The 15,937-nt window shown below is 58.4% G+C and carries 18 protein-coding genes; all 18 read right to left on the bottom strand.

The annotated features are described in order from the left end of the window. Positions 1-52 precede the first annotated feature (52 nt). Positions 53-835, bottom strand: coding sequence for a flagellar biosynthetic protein FliR (gene fliR / locus NLU14_RS02285; RefSeq protein ID WP_275704537.1), 783 nt, complete (start codon positions 833-835; stop codon positions 53-55). A gap of 6 nt (positions 836-841) precedes the next feature. Then, positions 842-1,111, bottom strand: coding sequence for a flagellar biosynthesis protein FliQ (gene fliQ / locus NLU14_RS02280; protein WP_275704536.1), 270 nt, complete (start codon positions 1,109-1,111; stop codon positions 842-844). 13 nt (positions 1,112-1,124) lie between these two features. Next, complete coding sequence (gene fliP, locus NLU14_RS02275; protein ID WP_275704535.1) at positions 1,125-1,889, bottom strand: flagellar type III secretion system pore protein FliP; 765 nt, start codon at positions 1,887-1,889, stop codon at positions 1,125-1,127. A gap of 1 nt (position 1,890) precedes the next feature. Further along, entirely contained in the window at positions 1,891-2,361 is a 471-nt protein-coding gene (gene fliO, locus NLU14_RS02270) for a flagellar biosynthetic protein FliO (protein ID WP_420845023.1), read from the bottom strand. A 10-nt stretch (positions 2,362-2,371) separates the two neighbouring features. Continuing rightward, the gene (fliN, locus tag NLU14_RS02265) at positions 2,372-2,884 is read right to left on the bottom strand and encodes a flagellar motor switch protein FliN (protein ID WP_275704533.1); all 513 of its coding nucleotides are present in this window, start codon (positions 2,882-2,884) and stop codon (positions 2,372-2,374) included. Further along, positions 2,877-3,875 carry a flagellar motor switch protein FliM gene (fliM, locus tag NLU14_RS02260; RefSeq protein ID WP_275704532.1) on the bottom strand — a complete coding sequence of 333 codons (999 nt, stop codon included), beginning with the start codon at positions 3,873-3,875 and terminating at the stop codon, positions 2,877-2,879. The genes fliN and fliM overlap by 8 nt, the downstream gene beginning before the upstream one ends. Before the next feature lie 49 nt (positions 3,876-3,924). Further along, on the bottom strand, positions 3,925-4,434 hold the full coding sequence (locus NLU14_RS02255; protein ID WP_275704531.1) for a flagellar basal body-associated FliL family protein: 510 nt from the start codon (positions 4,432-4,434) through the stop codon (positions 3,925-3,927). A gap of 156 nt (positions 4,435-4,590) precedes the next feature. Next, on the bottom strand, positions 4,591-5,805 hold the full coding sequence (locus NLU14_RS02250; protein ID WP_275704530.1) for a flagellar hook-length control protein FliK: 1,215 nt from the start codon (positions 5,803-5,805) through the stop codon (positions 4,591-4,593). Between the two features lie 108 nt (positions 5,806-5,913). Then, positions 5,914-6,258 carry an Hpt domain-containing protein gene (locus NLU14_RS02245; protein WP_275704529.1) on the bottom strand — a complete coding sequence of 115 codons (345 nt, stop codon included), beginning with the start codon at positions 6,256-6,258 and terminating at the stop codon, positions 5,914-5,916. Continuing rightward, positions 6,255-8,021, bottom strand: coding sequence for a SpoIIE family protein phosphatase (locus NLU14_RS02240; protein ID WP_275704528.1), 1,767 nt, complete (start codon positions 8,019-8,021; stop codon positions 6,255-6,257). The genes NLU14_RS02245 and NLU14_RS02240 overlap by 4 nt, the downstream gene beginning before the upstream one ends. Positions 8,022-8,053: 32 nt before the next feature. Then, on the bottom strand, positions 8,054-8,359 hold the full coding sequence (locus NLU14_RS02235) for an STAS domain-containing protein (protein WP_275704527.1): 306 nt from the start codon (positions 8,357-8,359) through the stop codon (positions 8,054-8,056). A 126-nt stretch (positions 8,360-8,485) separates the two neighbouring features. Further along, a complete protein-coding gene (fliJ, locus tag NLU14_RS02230) occupies positions 8,486-8,926 on the bottom strand; it encodes a flagellar export protein FliJ (RefSeq protein ID WP_275704526.1) in 441 nt (146 codons plus the stop codon). Beyond that, entirely contained in the window at positions 8,926-10,308 is a 1,383-nt protein-coding gene (gene fliI, locus NLU14_RS02225) for a flagellar protein export ATPase FliI (RefSeq protein WP_275704525.1), read from the bottom strand. Before fliI ends, fliJ begins: the two co-directional genes overlap by 1 nt. Beyond that, positions 10,289-11,140 (bottom strand): flagellar assembly protein FliH, encoded by an 852-nt coding sequence (locus tag NLU14_RS02220; protein WP_275704524.1) that lies wholly within the window; start codon positions 11,138-11,140, stop codon positions 10,289-10,291. Before NLU14_RS02220 ends, fliI begins: the two co-directional genes overlap by 20 nt. Beyond that, positions 11,140-12,180, bottom strand: coding sequence for a flagellar motor switch protein FliG (gene fliG / locus NLU14_RS02215; RefSeq protein ID WP_275704523.1), 1,041 nt, complete (start codon positions 12,178-12,180; stop codon positions 11,140-11,142). Before fliG ends, NLU14_RS02220 begins: the two co-directional genes overlap by 1 nt. Next, positions 12,173-13,873, bottom strand: coding sequence for a flagellar basal-body MS-ring/collar protein FliF (gene fliF / locus NLU14_RS02210; RefSeq protein ID WP_275704522.1), 1,701 nt, complete (start codon positions 13,871-13,873; stop codon positions 12,173-12,175). Before fliF ends, fliG begins: the two co-directional genes overlap by 8 nt. A gap of 15 nt (positions 13,874-13,888) precedes the next feature. Beyond that, positions 13,889-14,257: a flagellar hook-basal body complex protein FliE gene (gene fliE / locus NLU14_RS02205; RefSeq protein WP_275704521.1), complete on the bottom strand. Its 369-nt coding sequence runs from the start codon at positions 14,255-14,257 to the stop codon at positions 13,889-13,891. 219 nt (positions 14,258-14,476) lie between these two features. Next, the gene (locus tag NLU14_RS02200) at positions 14,477-15,931 is read right to left on the bottom strand and encodes a sigma-54-dependent transcriptional regulator (RefSeq protein ID WP_275704520.1); all 1,455 of its coding nucleotides are present in this window, start codon (positions 15,929-15,931) and stop codon (positions 14,477-14,479) included. Between the last annotated feature and the right edge of the window lie 6 nt (positions 15,932-15,937).

Here is a 15,937-nt window from a genome sequence, read left to right as displayed (position 1 = left end):
TTTTGTGCTTGGCCCGCGCCAAACCGTCAATCCAATAACACCTGGTTAATGTTTACGGCTGGCCCTGCAGGTTCCGCATGAATTCGAATGTTTCCCTGGTGTACTGCTCGAAGTGCGGCAGAAAATTGGCGTGCAGCACCCATATGGCGAATAATCCAAAAATCAGGCCAATCGGGAAGCCCAACGCGAAAATATTCATCTGTGGCGCGGCGCGGGTCATGACGCCGAAGGAGATGTTGACGATGAATACGGCGGTTACCGCCGGCAGCGCCAATAACAGGGCGGATGCAAATATCCAGCTGATGCGGTGGGCGAGCTGCCAGACGCCTTCCTGCCCCAGGCCCTCAAGGCCGACAGGGAGTGTTCGGAAGCTTTCGATGAAGACTTCAAACGCCACCAGATGGCCGTTCATGGCCAGGTATAGCAGTGTGATGGTGATGGTGTAGATCTGCGCCAGCACGGGCACGTTGATGCCGTTGGCGGGGTCGACCATGGAGGCGAAGCCGAGGCCCATTTGCATGGCGATCATCTGCCCGGCCACAACAAACAGCTGGAACAGTGCGGTGAGGGCAAAGCCCATGCCCACGCCGATGAGGATCTGCTGCAGGGTGATTATTACACCGTCCGCGCTGAAGGCATCAACTTGCGGTGCCGGGGGGATCATCGGTACGACCAGGATGGTGATGATCAGGGCCAGTCCGAGCCGGACTCTGGCCGGGACCAACTGGGTGCCGATGAAGGGGATGACCATCATGAAGCTGGCCAGGCGGAACAGCGGCCACAGGTGTTGCCCAATCCACTGGTTTATCAGGTCGGCTGAGATTTCAGTGGGCATGCCCGGTCAGCCGATCAAATAGGGAATATTGGTGATAAGCCGGTTCGCATGATCAAGAAGCTGGGTCAGCATCCAGGGGCCGGCCACGATGATGGTAATCAGGGTAACCAGCAGACGGGGCAGAAAGCTCAGGGTCTGTTCGTTAATTTGCGTGGCGGCCTGGAAAGTACTGACCACCAGGCCAATCACCAGCCCCGGGCCGATGATCAGGCTTGCCAGCATTACGATCATCCACAGGGCTTCGCGGAGGATGTCGATAACGGTTTCGGGTGTCATGGTTGCTCTCCCCCTATATCCCGTAACTGGCGGCCAGGGTACCCATAATCAGGGCCCAGCCATCCACCAGCACAAACAGCATGATTTTGAACGGTAGCGAGATAATGATCGGAGACAACATCATCATACCCATGGCCATCAGAACGCTGGCAACCACCATGTCGATGATGAGAAACGGTATAAACAGAATAAATCCGATCTGGAAGGCGGTTTTCAGTTCACTGGTCACAAACGCCGGGAGAAGCACCCAGAAGGATACATCCTGGGCGGTGGCATATTGCTCATCCGCGATGCGCATGAACAGGCCCAGGTCGCTTTCCCGTGTCTGTGCCAGCATGAATTTGCGGAATGGCTGGCTGGCCTGCTCCACCGCCTCCAATGAGCTCAGTTCTTCCTGCATATAGGGCTGGAGTGCCACTTCGTTGACCTCTTCCAGCACCGGTTTCATGATGAAGATGGTCAGGAACAGGGTCAGGCCAAGAAGAATCTGGTTGGACGGCGTGGACTGCAAACCCAGGGCCTGTCGAAGGATCGCGAACACCACGATGATGCGGGTGAATGACGTCATCATCATCAGCATGGCGGGCAGGAAGGTCAGCGCTGTCATCAGCGCCAGGATCTGCAGCGACACCGAGTATTCCTGTACGCCCTCTTCCTCGCCCGGCGTTACCGTGAAGGCGGGAATGCCGGGGATATCCGCCAGTGCCGCGGGAGCCCAAGTAGTGAGGAACACCAGAACCAGCAACGCGAGGAGGCGCCCGGGTACATACGCCGACATGTCAGGAACCTTCCTTCGATGAAGAACCGGAGCCCCAGGATTTGCCAATCATGCCCTGGAGTTTACGGGCGAAATCAGAGGATACCGGCTCACCGGCACTGACCACCGGTTCGTCAAACACGTGCAATGTCCGAATCGCCGAGGGCGTGACGCCAATCAGGATCTGCTTACCACCCACCTCAATCAGGGCAATCCGCTCCCGTGTGCCCATGGGCATTACCGAGACCACTTTGATGGCGCGGGTGTTACCACCGGTCATTCCGCTCATGCGCCGCACAATCCAGGCACAACCGAAAATAATGGCAATGACCGCCAGCAGGCCAGCACCCAGGCTCAGCATGGTCACCAGGGTATCCGGAGCCGACGCGGTTTCCTGGCCGGGGGTTTCCTGTTCCTGGGCGTGCACCAGTGCAGGTGCAAGTGGTATCAAGCAAAGGCTGACCACTCGGCGGCAAATCGCGGAACGAGGCATCCAGGTCATACTATTTCTGCAACCGCTTGATACGTTCACCGGGGCTGATGACGTCCGTCAGGCGAATACCGAACTTCTCGTTCACCATGACCACCTCGCCATGGGCGATCAGGGTGCCGTTGACCAGCACGTCCAACGGTTCGCCCGCCAGTCTGTCCAGTTCAATGACCGACCCCTGGTTCAACTGCAGCAGGTTGCGAATCGGGATCTGGGTATTGCCCACTTCCATGGAGATAGTGACGGGAATATCGAGGATAACGTCCAGGTCCGGTGCGGGGCCGCTACCCTGGCTGAAGTTTGATCCTTCCGGAAACTCTTCCATGGGAGCAGCACGGACGTTGTCTTTCGTCCCGGCGCCGGTCTCGTCATCGCCTTCTCCGGCTTCTGCCATGGCAGCGGCCCACTCGTCCTCGCGGCCATCTTCGTCGGCATCCCCCGACTCTTCCATGGCGGATTCCCACTCGGCAGCGAGCTTCTCGTCTTCGCTGAGTTCCTGCTCGTCTTTCTTGTCGTCGTCAGCCATTGCGTCCCACCTTCAGTTGTTTTTTCACTTTGGGCACCGTCGCCCGGTCATGAATTCTCAGCGCCAGCTTGCCATCCCGGGTGCCCATCGTGGCTTTGTAAACGGGAATACCGTTCGCCGTAAGCGTCAGCAGTTCGGGAATTTCCACCGGTATGATGTCTCCCTCCTTGAGCTTGGCAATATCACGAAGGGAAATACGTCGCCGGCAAACTGTAGTGTTGATTGGTACGTTCACGTCCTTGATGTCTTCCTGCAACGCGCTGACCCAGCGTTCGTCCACATCGTCGATATCACTCTGGACACCGGCATCAAGCACGTCCCTGATGGGCTCGATCATGGAGTATGGCAGCGCCATGTGCAGCTCTCCGCCCCCGCCATCCAGTTCAATGTGGAAGGTACTCACCACCACCACTTCACTGGGGCTGACAATATTGGCCATGGCCGGGTTGACCTCGGAGCTGAGGTACTCGAAATCAACTTTCAGAACCGCGTGCCAGGCTTCCCGCATGTCATGGAAGACCTGGTCCAGCACCATCTGCACGATGCGGGTTTCCGTCGGAGTGAATTCCCGGCCCTCGATCTTGGCGTGGCGGCCTTCACCCCCGAAGAAATTGTCCACCAGTTTGAAGACCAGCTTGGCGTCAAGAACAAACAGGGACGTGCCGCGGAGCGGACGCACCTTACAGAGGTTCAGGCTGGTGGGCACATAGAGGGTGTGAATATACTCGCCGAATTTCATGATCTGAACACCGCCGGTAGAAACGTCGGCGTTTCGGCGCAACAGGTTGAACAGGCTGATCCGAGTGTAGCGGGCAAAACGCTCGTTGATCATTTCCAGCGTAGGCATCCGGCCACGGACAATGCGGTCCTGGCTGGCAAGATCGTAGGACTTGATACCGGTATCGTCGCCTTCCTCGTAGGTATCAATGTCTCCATCGTCAACACCATGGAGGAGCGCGTCGATTTCGTCCTGTGACAGTAAGTCCTGCATATGTTTCTCTGCCCCTGATCGTCGCCCTGGCCGGGCCTACTTGCATTCTCTATTGAACGACAAAGTTCCTGAACAGCACTGCAAGCAAGGGGGGTTCCCCTTCCTGTTCAAGCGCGCTGTTCACCGCTGTCAGCATATCATCGGCCAGCGCCTGTCGGCCCTCTGGTGTCTGCAATTTGTTGAAATCACTGCCTCCAAGGACGCCAATCAGCCGGCTCCGCAGCAGCGGCATGTGCCGATTGGCCGCAGCCAACGCCGCGGGATCGTCGGCTTCGAACGCCAGGTAAGCCTGAGCATAGCGCTGGCGCCCCTCAGCCTGAACCGTTGTGACCAGCGCCTTTTCAAGTACGGTGTAGGTGCTGGGAACGAATACCTCGGCCTGTTCGACACCTTGCTCTTCTTCACTGTCAGTCACTCCCGGGATACCGCCCCCCAGGAACCACATTGTACCAACCACCGACAGCCCTATCGCGAGAAGGACCACTACCGTCAGTAGCAGAATCAGCTTGAGCTTGCCTTTTTTCGCCGGCGCCTCGGGGGACGCGTTGTTTTCAGCCATAACGTATGTCTGCCAGAAATCCGTCAACCGGACCGTTTATAAAGAGGTTTAAGCAAAGGGCGGGCCAGATAGACCCATCCTCCCTATCGGAACAGCAGTTTAGCGTTGCAGGGGAGGATGGGCAAAACAAGAATGGTCAGTTGATAGACAACCCGGTCAGGCGAAGATATCGACTTCGCCCTTCCAGGTCAGGTCGAGGGAGTCAGACTGCAGATCCTGGTCGTCCGAGCCGGCATCGGCCAGTGTTGCGCCCTCGCCAGCCTTACCGTCCCCGGTGCCGTCTTCACCGGTTTGCCGTTGCGGGGAATCCGACACATCAAACTGTGCCAGGGAGAGTCCCTGTTCACTCAACATATCCCTGAGGCGGTGGCTGTGCAGTTCAAGCTGGTCCCGCACCGCCGGATTGGCGGAGTGAACGGTGATGTTTGCCTGTTCCTGCTGGACCTGGACCCGCACCTCCATCGGCCCCATATCAGGGGGTGTGAGGTGTATTTCAGCAACAGACATATTTCGTGCCGTCAGCCAGGTCAACTTGCCGACCAGCTTGTCTCCCCATTCTGCATGATTGACCGGCAGATCGATAGAGGTTGTATACCCGCGAAGAGCAGCTGCTTCAGCAGGCAGCTTTGCACTGTTCGGGTTTGCCAACTGCTGGCCGGCCAACTCTGCTGCGGCCTGAAACCGCATGGTACTCTGCAGAGATGGTGCTTCCTGGGTACGGGACGCATCGGCCGTCAGGCCAGACAACAGCGCCTCTGTCAACGCCTGCCCCTGCCCGGCGCCAAGCCCTGTTCCCTGGCCGGGGGCCTGGCCCTGCTTACTTCCCGGGCTGCCAGGCAAACCGGCGATCATCCCGGCAAACGCTTGCACCCCCGGCAACGGGCCATTACCCGTTGCATTACCGCCGATGTTGCCCCCGGAAACTGACGTTGTATTGCCCCCTGCCGGCATCAGCAATGCCTGCAAGTCTGCAAATGTCAGGGATACGGTCTCTTCCGGAAGGTCCTGATCCGCAACCCGCTCCCCGGCCTTATCAGACGCGTCATCTTTGGCGGCTGGCTTTACCGGGGCTTCTTTGCCACGGCCGTCGTTCGCGCTACGGGACTCGGTTGCAGGAGAGGATTCCTTGCTGTCTTCCGGGCGGCTGTCATTACTTTTATCGTGACGTACCTGTTCGTTGCCGGCCTTGTCTTCGGCACGCGCCTGGTCACGTTTTTCCGCTTGTTTACTGTCAATTCGCTGTTGTTCGGCACGAGAGACAGAGTCAAACTGACTTTCACCGCTTTTTTCCCGGCTGTCTTTTGCGCTTTTTAAACCATTGTCGGCCTGTGGTCCCTGTGGGGAAGCCTGGGGGAGAACCATTTGGGACATGGCAACCTCTTGCCGCTTTTGCTGATTGAGAGAGGCATCTGAACGCTGCAGCCCCCTTTCCAATACTCTTTCAAGCATTGAAGCAAAAGCAGTGCCATTATGGTCACATCATTCCAAAAACCGCCTCAGCGTCCCTTCAACCTGTCGGAACTCGTTCTCGATGGCGTCCAGCATGGCCCCGGCCTTCTCCAGACGATTATCGATACCCGCTTTTTCCGCCTGAAAGCAAAGCTCTCCAAGTCGAGGAGCACCTATGTTGATGCAACTGCCCTTGAAGCTGTGCGCGGATTTGGCGAACGAGTCAGCATCCGACTTCTCCAGCGCGGCCCGCAGGTGGGCAATCCGGTCCGAGGAATCATTGATGTAGGTGTTGATCAGGACGTCGAATTCATCCTCCATAACGTCCTGCAACTCAGCCAGAGCTTCTTCATCAAGGTGTGGTTTATCCGTCATGACCAACCCCCTGGTTGTTGGATGGTGCTGCCCTCGCGGGTAGCAACCTCGGAAAAATGCCAATCATATACAATTTCAGCCCGGGTGCCATGTTCGCGATAGTTCAGGGAATGTCCCAGCTTTCGCAAGAGCATCAACCCCCTTCCGGAATAACGGCACTCACTCCCGGCTGCGGAACTTTCTTTGCGGTAATCGAAGCCGCTGCCGCTGTCTTCGCAGACAATGGCCAATCGCCCACCCCTGTCTGTCATGGTATGGGTCAAAGTGAATCGTATAAAGTGGCCCGCCACATCACCGAGCCTTCGCTCCCGTTCGGCGTAATATTGCCCGAAGCCGTCAGGAGTGGCCTTCCAGTCAGAACACAGTCCCAGGACACCATGCTCCAGGGCATTGGTGTACAGTTCCGACAACAGGGTATATATTTCACCACTTTTCCGGCGCAGCCCCGGCACTTCCATACAGATATGGAGCAGCAGCGGTAACGGGCTGAATTGTCCCAGGGTGCGATCCTGAACCTCGTAGACGCAGTGCCATTCCGCCGGCCCCTCCAGCGCTGACTGGGGCAATCGTTCGGACACGCCGGCCAGCTCCCCCTCTTCCACCATCCCGAGGGAAAACAGCGTCAGGTCGTCCTGCTCCGGCTGATTCCCCGTAAAGGCACGTATGCCCGCCATAACCGTCTCGAATGGCGAATCCCCCTGCCCCGCCTCGTTAAGCGAGCGGGCAAGGCGCTGCTCGCCGTACATTTCTCCCTGCTGGTTCTCAGCCTCCATCACACCATCTGTCATCATCAGCAGGGTGTCACCCGGCTCAGTCTGGAAAATTTTCATGCCGGCATCAAACCGGGCGGTGCCAAGGACGCCCAACGGCAGGTGATGGGAAACGATGTTCTCGCGTGCGCCATTTTTCCTCAGCAACACCCCATCCGGGAGCCCTCCGTTCCAGATCTGCAACTGATTCAGGTGAAAGTCCGCCTGGATCATCGCGGCACAGCAGAACATACCGGTCGGCAGTATCCTGCCAAGTTTCTGGTTGATCTCCCTGAGCACGTCACTACCGCTGAAGCCCTTGCTGGTCATGCCGTAGAATATTTCCGCCACTGGCATGGCCCCGATGGCAGCGGGCAGGCCGTGGCCGGTGAAATCGCCGATCAGTATCTGCATACCTCCGGCCGGGCGCGGACAGGCGAACAGTACATCACCATTGAAAATCGACATGGGGGATGCGTGATAGCGGATATTGGGCGCATCCAGACAACCGGTATGGGCAACGTTGTCAAATACCCGCTTGGCGATTTCCTGCTCTTCCAGCAGCTTCCTGTTGCGTTCGCGAATCAGGTCACGGTGGTGGCTCAGGGTACGATGCATTAATCGCATGCGATTGAAGGCGTTGATCTTGGCCTCAATGATAATGCGGCTATAAGGCTTCGTCAGAAAATCGTCACCGCCAGCCTCCAGACAACGGGCCAGCGCATCAGCATCCGACAGCGAGGTAAGAAAGATCAATGGGACCAGCCGCTCACCCGCCAGCACCTTGATGTGGCGGGCGGCTTCCATCCCGTCCATAACCGGCATCAGTGCATCAAGCAACACAATGTCTGGCGCGGATTTGCGAAAAATATCGAGCGCTTCCATCCCGTTTGCGGCGTCTTCAACCTCATGACCAAGTCGCCGCAGCAGGGTTTTCAGTATCAGACGGTCGCTGTCGCTATCATCGGCAATCAGAATCCGGAGCGGCCGGTTGTCTGTGAGCGGTTCATCCACATCGGGCCTCCGCGACGCCACTATCCTTTGATTCAGCGAATCGCAAACAGTTGCTCAAAATTGGAAATTGATAGAATACGGCGAACATCGTTGTTGCAGTTTTCGATGCGTATCCGGGCATTGTCACCGCCGGCGTAGTCTCGTAGTAAAAGCAGCATGCCAAGTGCCGAACTGTCGAGATAGGTGGTGTCAGAAAGATCGACGATAAAGGTGGTCACCTTCTCGTCACCGTGCTCGTACGCATCACGGAAGGCCTGATGGGTGCTGAAATCAAAACGCCCCTCAATTTTTATGGTCAGGGTCTGGCCATCTTCACTGCGATGCGTATGAATCGGCATTCCGGAGCCTCCATGAAATGCGTACCGCGTAACGGGAGAACAAGACGAGTGCCCGGGGCACCCTGTGGTAAAGGATAGCTCACCACACTGAATTTGCATCCGCAGAAGGTTTATTCCGCAATGGAATCAGCGGCGCCTTGCCAGTATCCGCCCGGCAGCCTCGTCCATCTGCTTCTGGTCCCTGAGGTCCTGCTCCCGCTGCTCGTGCTGGCGACAGGTTTCGATATACTTTTCCATGCCCCGGCGGCGTTCCCAGGCCTTCTGCCACTCTTCACGGCACGCCTGCAGCCGCTCTTCAGCCTGTGTCAGAAGTTTCTGTTGCTGGGCTATAACCTGGTCCAGTTGGGCGATAAACGCCTGCCAGCCCTGGAGCCGGGCAACGGAAACCACGCCCTTCTGACTGCTGCGGATCTGCTCCCGGTATTCACGCTGATACCGCTCAAGATTTTCGATTTGCTGGCGCTGGGCCTCGTGGTGTTGCTGGGCCTGGGCCATTTTCTCCAGGGCTGCCTTTTCCTTGCGCTCTTCAAGGGCGAGCACCACCGCCAGCCGTTGGGATCGCAACATCAGCTACCACCCCCAGAGGCGGCCGGTGGGGTTTTGGGCCGATCGGGAGAGCGCCTTTCCGGTACCACCGCCAGCAATTGATGGACACTGTCCTCCAGGGGGGCGCTTTCGTTCAGCCCCTGTTGCAGGAACTGCCCCATGTTGCCGATGTGGGCGATGGCAAAGTCGGTTTCCGGATCCGACCCCTTCACGTAGGCACCCACGCTGATCAGGTCCCTGGCCTGTTGATAACGGGAGTAAACCTGCTTGAATCGTTGGGCACGGGAGAAGTGTTCGGGTTCCGTGACTTGAGGCATCACACGGCTGATGGAGGCCTCCACATCAATGGCGGGATAGTGCCCCTCTTCGGCCAGGCGCCGGGACAGCACGATATGGCCGTCGAGGATGGCCCGCGCAGCATCCGCGATCGGATCCTGCTGATCGTCGCCCTCGGTAAGTACCGTGTAAAACGCCGTAATGGAACCACCACCGGGACGGCCGTTACCGGTACGCTCCACCAGTTGTGGCAGCTTGGCAAAAACAGAAGGGGGGTAGCCTTTGGTGGCCGGCGGCTCGCCCACGGCCAGGGCGATTTCCCGCTGGGCCTGGGCATAACGGGTGAGGGAGTCCATCAGCAGCAATACCCGCTTGCCCTGGTCGCGGTAGTATTCCGCAATACGGGTGGTCAACATGGCTGCGCGCAGGCGCATCAGGGGCGAATCGTCCGCGGGGGAGGCAACCACCACAGAACGACCAAGGCCCTCGTCGCCGAGGATATCTTCGATGAACTCCTTGACCTCGCGGCCACGTTCGCCAATCAGCCCGACCACAGTGACATCCGCGTTGGTAAAGCGGGTCATCATGCCCAACAGCACACTTTTACCAACACCGCTACCGGCGAACAGGCCCAGACGCTGGCCCTGGCCGACAGTCATCAATGCATTAATGGCTCGAATGCCCACATCCATGGACTGGCGCACCGGGGCACGGTCCAGCGGGTTGATGATATCGCCACTGAGTGAAACCCGGGCCTCCGCCTGTAGCGGACCCTTTCCATCCAGCGGCTCGCCGTTGCCGTTTACCACCCGCCCCAGCAACCCCGGGCCCACAGGCACCCGGCTGGCCGCCGACAACGGCACCACCCTGGCGCCAGGGCGCAGCCCCTTTATGGCAGTCAGGGGCATAAGATAGACACGGTCGTCTTCGAAGCCGACCACTTCCGCTTCCACGGTGCCGGCGCCCTGCCCGGTAATAACGCAGCGGTCGCCAACGACCATGGGGCAACCCACGCATTCCAGGGTAAGACCGACCATTCGTGTTAACCGGCCTGAAAGCTCCGGCTGGGGTTCTTCGTTAAAATGGCCCTGGAGTCTTGCCAGGCGTTCAGCCAGGTGTGCCGTCATCGCCTTCCTCCTCGTCGGAGTCGAGCACATCGTGCCGGAAATCGGTGAGATCGCCCATCATGGCGTCAAGTTCTTCTCCTTCACCGGCTTTCTCGCTATCCAGTTGCTTGTCCAGCATTCCCTGAACCGCTTTCTGGAAGCGTTTTTCCACCGTGAAGTCCACCAGGCTGTGGCGGGTTTCCAGCTTGCAGCCACCCCGTAGTACAGAGGCATCCTCGACAATGGAAGTGGCCGCCTCGAACTTCCCGGCAACCTCGCTGACCCATTGGTAATCGTCGGGATGAATATGAATCCGTACGTTTTCGGTGGTTGACGGCAGCGAGGCCATCGCCCGCCGGACCACGTCGCTGATGTGGGACGAGTCCAGGGACAGTTCCCGGAACACCACAGCACGTGCGAGAACCGTGGTCAGGTTAACCAGGGCGGTTTCCACTTCATCCTCGTGACGCTTGATGGGAACCAGCAATTCGCCCAGCAAATGCTCCAGGCGGTCAAGCTTGGCGTCGACTTCCTTACGAGTCTCCGCCAGCCCCTGCTCTGTTCCCAGCTCACGCCCTTCGGCCAGGCCCGCCTCGCGCCCTTCCTGATGGCCTTTTTCCCGACCTTCACTGAAGCCTTCCTGATACCCCGCCTCCCGGCCCTCGGCATGGCCATCTTCCCGGGCCGCCTGACGTATTTCCTCGATATCGGCAGCCGTCAGAGGCTTTACATCGCGATGCTCTTCCTGCGCTACTTCATTGCCCCGGGCATCCAGCAGCGGAAGCTCCCAGCGTTCATAGGCGGTCAGGTTTTCCTTGGGAATGCGATCAAGGTTGCGGCGGGGATCTTTCATCACATCATTTCTTCGCCAGCACCGCCGAGGGTGATCTCACCGGCTTCAGCCATACGGCGGGCGATGGTGATAATGTCCTTCTGGGCGGATTCCACTTCACTGACCCGCACAGGCCCCTTGGCCTCAAGGTCATCCTGCAGCAGTTCGGCGGCGCGCTTGGACATGTTCTTGAAGATTTTCTCCTGGACACCGTCGTCCGCACCCTTCAGCGCAACCACCAGCACTTCGGAGGAAACTTCCCTCAGCAGCGCCTGGATACCACGGTCATCAATGTCTTTCAGGTTATCGAAAACAAACATCAGGTCTTCAATGGTGGAGGCCAGGTCCGGATCCATGTCCTTGATGGAATCCATCAGGCCACCCTCGATACTGCGGTCCATGAAGTTCATGATATCGGCCGCTCGCTTGACCCCGCCAATGCGGCTGGTCTGGGCGGCGGAACCGCCGGAGAACTGCTTCTCGAGGATGTCGTTGAGCTCCTGCAGTGCCTGGGGCTGGATACTTTCCAGGGAGGCGACCCGCATCATCACGTCCAGGCGCACCTTGTCGTCCAGCGTACCGAGAATCTCCGCGGCCTGATCCGGATCAAGGTAGGAAATAACAATGGCCTGAATCTGAGGGTGTTCATAACGGATGATGTCACCCACTGCACGGGGTTCCATCCACTTCAGGGTATCCAGGCCAGTGGTGTTGCCGCCAATGAGAATGCGATCGATCAGGCTGGAGGCCTTGTCGTCACCCAGGGCCTGGGTAAGCATGGTGCGGATGTAATCGTCGTTACCGACACCCAGACCGGTCTGGCCGCCAACCGCCTCAACAAACTGGTTGAGCACATAGGTAACGTCGTCCTTGCTCACGTCTTTCATCTGGGCCATGGCCACGCCAACCCGCTGGACCTCTTTCGGGCCCATGTGTTTGAGGACTTCGGCAGCGTCGTTTTCACCCAGCGACATCAGCAGGATGGCCGCCTGCTCCACCCGCGGAATCTTCCGCTGGAGCTTTTGCGGCGCCTCAGGCTGGCGGTTGTTCTCATCAGTCATCAACATTCACCCACTGGCGCATCACCTGGGAAACCCGGGCGGGGTCTTCCGCAATAAGGCCTTTCAGCGCATTCAACTGCCTATCATAGCTGTCTGTCGCCCCAGGCAAAAGCAGATCATCCTGTGAATGCATGGCCTCCCGGAGGGCATCACCACCTTCAATACCGTCAAGCCCCTCGTAGCGGTCATCCCCGGATTCACCCCGGCGTTCACTGCGTCCGCCGCCAGACAGGCTCTTAAGGGTCGGGCGCAACAATCCCAATACAAGCACAAGGATCACCAGGCCTGCCAGCACCTGCTTCATCAGATCCCAGAACCAGGGCTGCTCCCAGAACCCCGGGGCTTCAAACTCTACCTGCTCTTGCGCTGCAAACGCTGTGTTCATTACCGTAACACTGTCACCTCGGGCCGCTGAATACCCCACGGCATCACGAACCAACATCGTCAGGCGCTGCAGTTCCTGTTCAGGCCAGGGTTCATAGCTGACTTCGCCAGTCTGGGGATCAACCACCTTCATGTCATCGACGGCCAGCGCCACCGACACGCGATCAATGCGACCGAGCTCCTGGCGTACGTAGCTAACAGTGCGGTCCATTTCGTAATTCCGGGTCGACTCTTCACGCACGTTCACCGGAGACGCCTGAGCCTCACCCTCCTCATCGCCATTGACCTGCTCTGGCACGGTGGCCTGGGCCGGTGGCTGGTTGGACAGGGCGCCGGGAATACCACTGGCGCCGCCACCGACACGGCGTTCGGACATCTGGCGCTCGCTGCGCACTGCCTGCTGCTCCGGATTGAATAGCTCCTCTGCCTGCTCCACCGAGGAGAAATCCAGGTCCGCCGTCACTTCGGCGCGGAATCGGCCATCACCTACCACCGGGCGCACCAGAGACGCGACCCGGTGTGCCAGACGTTCCTCAACGCGGGCAGTGTAATCGTACTGGTCTTCCATCTGCTGAGTGTCGCCGCCTTCCTCTCGACCCGTGAGAAGGTTCCCGCTCTGGTCAACCACGGTGACATTGTCTTTGTTCATTTCCGGAATACTGCCGGCAACCAGATTCACGATTGAAGCAATCTGTTCCTGCTCCAGACGGCGACCAGCAATCACTTCCAGGAAAACAGAGGCCGTCGGCGTGCGGGCGTCACGGACGAACACCGAGCGCTCCGGAATGGCAAGGTGAACCCGGGCAGCGCGAACCGTGCGCATGCTACTGATGGTGCGGGCCAACTCACCTTCCAGGCCACGGCGGAAGCTGATGGTTTCCATGAACTGGGAGGTTCCCAGGCCCCGGTCCTGGTCCAGAAGCTCGTAACCGATCGTCTGCTCATCTGTCACACCCTCTGCTGCCAGCTTCAGGCGGGCGTTATAAACCTCGTCGGAAGGCACCAGCAAAGCCCCGGTGCGCGGGTTCATACGGTAATTGATACCGTTGGCGTCGAGGATGGTGGTGACGTCCTGGGGATTGTAACCGGACATATCCCCGACGACCGGCTGGTAATTAGGCTCCTGGGCCCACAGCACCACGGCAACACCAAGGGCAACGCTGGCCGCCAGCCCCACCATCAGGCCCACCTGCCGCAGCAGATTCAGCCGGTTGAACCCGAATATCACGTCACTGCGGCTTTCACCGGTGTCGTCCTCCCGCGCTGCGGGCATATTCGAGGATGAGGTTTCAGCAGGTAAGCTGGCCATGGGTCTGCTCCGTTATCAAACCGGCATGTTCATGATGTCTTCGTAGGCTTTGACAACCCGGTTCCGAACCTGGGTCAATGCCTCGAAGGAGATGGATGCTTTTTCCGACGCAATCATGACGCGAGTAATATCCACATTGGGATCGCCCATCTCATAAGCCGTCTTCAGATCACTTGACGTCTGTTTCAGTTCGTTCACCGATCCCACAGCCTGGCTGAGCATATCGCTGAACTTCGGCGTGTCGGGGGTTTCCTGAACTTTGGAGGGGCCGTCAAGGCGCCCGCGGATGTTGTTGTCCTGCTCAACCCGCTGATTCTCCATCATCTGCGAGCGCATATTGCGGATTTCAGAAAGAACACTGTTGATGTCAGCACGCTGAACCATGATTCACTCTCCCGGATCGCCCTTTTTGCAGGCAAGCCATTGAACTGGATATCTCTTTCCGAAGTTAAGCAAACCATAGGCCAGAATTATTTATTGCCTTATTTTCATTAAGTTAATGAACTTTTCGGAAGGCGGGCTCAGAACAGCGACAGTCTTTTGACAAGCCCATAAAAAACGGCACCCGAAGGTGCCGAACGAAGGAGCCGCTGAGAAGGGGAATCAGGCGGTGGCCAGTTCGGCATCCAGATCAATGCCCGCATCCCGCATCTGGGCCAGCTTGTACCGGAGCGTGCGCGGGCTGATGCCCAACTGCTCCGCTGCCCGGTTGCGGCGACCGCGTTCCTTTTTCAGGGTCTGGATAATAATCCGGAACTCACGTTGCCGAACCTCGTCACCAAGGGATGTGGGAGACAACCCTGCAAGGTCGATCCCGTCCGATGGGCGAGAGTACTCCTCGTCTGCCTGGGCAGCTGTGTCAGATGCGGGTTCCGGAGCAGTATACGGAGGCGTTGCCGGGGCCGACGTGCTGTCCATTCGCCCGGTAATACCCAGTTCCAGGCAAAGATCACCGACATGAATCACGTTTCCCTGGTGCAGCACCAGCGCCCGCTGAATAGCATTGTCCAGCTCACGAACGTTGCCGGGCCATTGGTGGGCCATCAGCGCGTCCCTGGCATCGGGCGCAAAGGTCACGCCGGTCAGTTTCATCTTGCGACAATGGCTTTTCAGCAAGGCACTGGCCAGCGGCATGATATCCAGGGTGCGTTCGCGCAGGGGCTGCCAGTGCATGGGGAACACCGTCAGCCGGTAGTAAAGATCTTCGCGGAATCTGTTTTCCCGTACGTAGTCCGCCAGGTCGCGGTTCGTGGTGGCAATCACCCGCACGTCCAGGATAATGGTCTTGCGCCCCCCTACCCGTTCAACCTCGCGTTCCTGCAACACCCGCAACAGCTTGGATTGCAGGCCAAGGTCCATTTCTGAAATCTCATCCAGCAGTATGGTACCACCGTTAGCCTGCTCGAACTTGCCGGGGGAAGAAGCCACTGCACCGGTGAAGGCTCCCTTCTCATGACCGAACAGAATCGCCTCCAGCATGTTTTCGGGGATCGCCGCACAGTTAATCGCAACGAACGGCTGGTCGGATCTTGGAGACTGCTGATGAATATAGCGGGCCAGCACCTCTTTGCCGGTGCCGCTTTCACCGGAAATCATTACCGTTGAATCGCTGGCCGCCACTTTTGCCGCCAGCTGGAACATACGCTTACTAATGGGGTCTTCCGCAACGGGCTGATCGCCACTTTTCTGGCGACCACCACCCACCACCCGTGTAACGGCGTCCACAAGCACGGAAGGCTCAAACGGCTTTACCAGGTAATCGATAGCACCCGACTGCATGGCGGATACCGCGTGGCTGATCTGGCCGTACGCGGTAATCAGCATGGTCGGCAGCCCGGGGTATCGCCTCTGGATCTCATGCAGCAGGTCATGGCCGGACATCCCCGGCATATTCACGTCACTGACGACCATGTCCACCGGCGACTCGGCCAGTTGTGCCAGCGCCTGCTCCGCATTGGCAGCTTCCCGAACCCGGAACTTTGCCAGTTCAAGGGTGGTAACCAGCGCTTCACGCAGATCGTGGTCGTCTTCAACAATCAGAATTTGGGCTTTGGCCATGGTCGC

Origin of the sequence: Marinobacter iranensis (genome assembly GCF_029207565.1) — a bacterium.
In the GTDB taxonomy this organism is placed as follows: domain Bacteria; phylum Pseudomonadota; class Gammaproteobacteria; order Pseudomonadales; family Oleiphilaceae; genus Marinobacter; species Marinobacter iranensis.
This window is presented reverse-complemented; position numbering and strand designations above follow the sequence as displayed.